3 protein-coding genes are annotated in these 2,327 nt (G+C 37.3%); 2 read left to right on the top strand and 1 reads right to left on the bottom strand.

Features of this window, described 5'->3' with window-relative positions; all coding sequences use genetic code 11:
- Positions 1 to 186: hypothetical protein (locus ACEW8U_RS14230; RefSeq protein ID WP_373522718.1), on the top strand; the 186-nt coding region annotated here is incomplete at its 5' end.
- Positions 134 to 1,546, top strand: a complete 1,413-nt coding sequence (locus ACEW8U_RS14225) for a Y4yA family PLP-dependent enzyme (protein WP_373522717.1) — start codon at positions 134 to 136, stop codon at positions 1,544 to 1,546. The genes ACEW8U_RS14230 and ACEW8U_RS14225, both read left to right, overlap by 53 nt.
- Positions 1,547 to 1,700: 154 nt before the next feature.
- Here ACEW8U_RS14225 and ACEW8U_RS14220 read toward each other — a convergent pair whose 3' ends face one another.
- Positions 1,701 to 1,907, bottom strand: a complete 207-nt coding sequence (locus ACEW8U_RS14220) for a hypothetical protein (RefSeq protein WP_373522716.1) — start codon at positions 1,905 to 1,907, stop codon at positions 1,701 to 1,703.
- Positions 1,908 to 2,327 lie beyond the last annotated feature (420 nt).

The following is a 2,327-nucleotide window of genomic DNA, read 5'->3' as shown; positions in this document are numbered from 1 at the left end:
GGAAGATTAAAAAAACAAAACCAAATTTGCTTTTATGGTACACCAACAGAAGGTTGGACACTCGACAACGAAAGCCTCTCGAGGTCTAACAACAACTTTCTCTCCCCCTGGGCAAAACAAATCGCACAAAACCATGTCAACACCAACAATACCAAAATTAACGCCAATAATCCACCCATGGGTTAAAGATCTAATCAGCGATCTTGACGCAATAAATTCTTGGATTGCGCAGTACGGGTCTCCTATTAATCTCCTGAATTTGGATTCATTTAAACAGAATCATTTGAAATTCGATAAGCTCTTCCATCAATATGGACTGAAAAACAGTTTGTTTTTCGCAAGAAAGGCCAACAAATGTAAAAGTTTCGTTTGGGCTGCACAAGAATTGGGGTTTGGGGTTGATACCGCAAGTTTGAATGAAATCAAAGATTGTATCCATGCGGGATTGAGTCCGAATAAAATCACTGTTACGGCAGCTGTGAAAAATCGTGAGCTCCTTAGCTATGTGGTTGCCCACCAAATCCCGATTATTTTGGATAATGAGGATGAATGTGAGCTGCTACATCAAATTCTTGTTGAAAATGGTAAGACTTTACAAGTTGGATTTCGATTGGGTGGTTTTTGGCATCATGGTGAAAAATTATATTCGCGATTTGGCTTTGATGTAGGTGATATTGTTGATTTTATCTCGGCAAATCTTACTGAAGCGGGTAAATTCAGTAGATTCAACTATCATGGGCTACACTTCCACCTGAATGGATACAGTACAGAAGAACGGACAAATGCATTATCACAAACCTTAGATGTAGCTGATGAACTTTCGGAGTTAGGATTTGAAACTTCTTTTACAGATATGGGCGGAGGAATTTTGATGAATTATTTAGCCTCTTCCTCAGAATGGGAGGCATTTCATCGAATACTTAAGCAAAGTATCCAATGTGACAAAAATGAGATTACATTCCAAAAAGATTTGCTTGGGATTATCAATGTTGAAGGAAAATTATTCGGTGAACCAAAAGTCTATCCATATTATAATGAATTGTTTCAGGAAAGATTTATAGAGAAAATAATGACAGGTATTAAGGATGGGATTCCGCTCTACAATCATTTGATCCAAAGGAATATTGAGTTGAGGATTGAACCGGGACGATCGCTGCTGGATCAGGCTGGGATTACGATTGCCAAAGTTGCTTTTAGAAAAAAAGATTCGCAGGGTAGACTTCTGGTAGGACTGGAAATGAATCGTACCCAAATGTTCAGTTCGAGTGCTGACTTTCTTCTTGATCCAATTTTTCTTCCGCAAAACACAGGTATTGATGCACCTTGTGAAGTTTATTTTGTGGGCGCATATTGCCTTGAACAGGAACTGATTTTAAAAAGAAAGATTTCACTCAGTCAGTATCCTGAAGTCGGAGATTTAGTATGTTTCGTCAATACCGCAGGATATATGATGCATTTTTACGAAAGCGAAGCTCACCTATTTGATCTTGCCCAAAATCTAATTGTGGAGAAGAGAGATACTTGGGAAGCTGTACCTGATGAGTAATATTGGATGAAAAAACCCGGAACTTCCGTTCCGGGCTATTAAAACTTCCTTTTACAAGGATTTTACTGTTCTCAAAAAAATGGTTCCTTTCTTTTTAAGGTCCCTTTGGGTGATTTTAAATGAGATGAATTCTTTGAAAAAGTTAAGACTATAATCAGGCCATCTGCTTTTTATTCTGATATGACATCCAATAAAAATAGAAAAAGCCCAATTGAGGAATCGCTAACAACAATACATTGGGCAAGATTGAGCCTGATGCACTTCCGATTTCGATTCCGAACAAATTAAATACGGTAAGGATAGACAGTACCGCAACCAACGCAAACACATTCGCCAAAATCAATTTTGTCTTGTTTTTCATAATTATATAAAAGGGTGATTAAAGGGTGATTAATCGAAACTTATGCTGCAATAAAAGGGATGTTTTGTAATCACTTCCCTTAAATGCTCCTCTAAGATGTGACAAATTATTTTAATTCCAAAACCTTAAAAGCGGGCTGGTATCTCAAACAAGAGAGCTGAAAATGAGTAATTTGGAAGTAACAGGAATACATAAAACAAATATTGCAGATGGATAAATAGAATTTGTATTTGGCCAAAAAGTAAGTGGTGAAAAAAAAATTAATAAACAGTGAAAATATTTTTTTCCAATGTCATTATAGTCGATCATCTCATCAATGGGTCGTATCACTGTTTCTTGAAGTTTCTGTTCGACCCCTTCGAGGTCGCTGGTCCGCAAACGGCCATTTTTGCTATAAACATATCACCCTTTCAGGGTCGG

Source organism: Aquiflexum sp., assembly GCF_041751335.1.
Classification (GTDB): Bacteria; Bacteroidota; Bacteroidia; order Cytophagales; family Cyclobacteriaceae; genus Aquiflexum.
The sequence above is the reverse complement of the archived record's forward strand: the minus strand, read 5'-3'. Positions and strand labels throughout refer to the sequence as shown.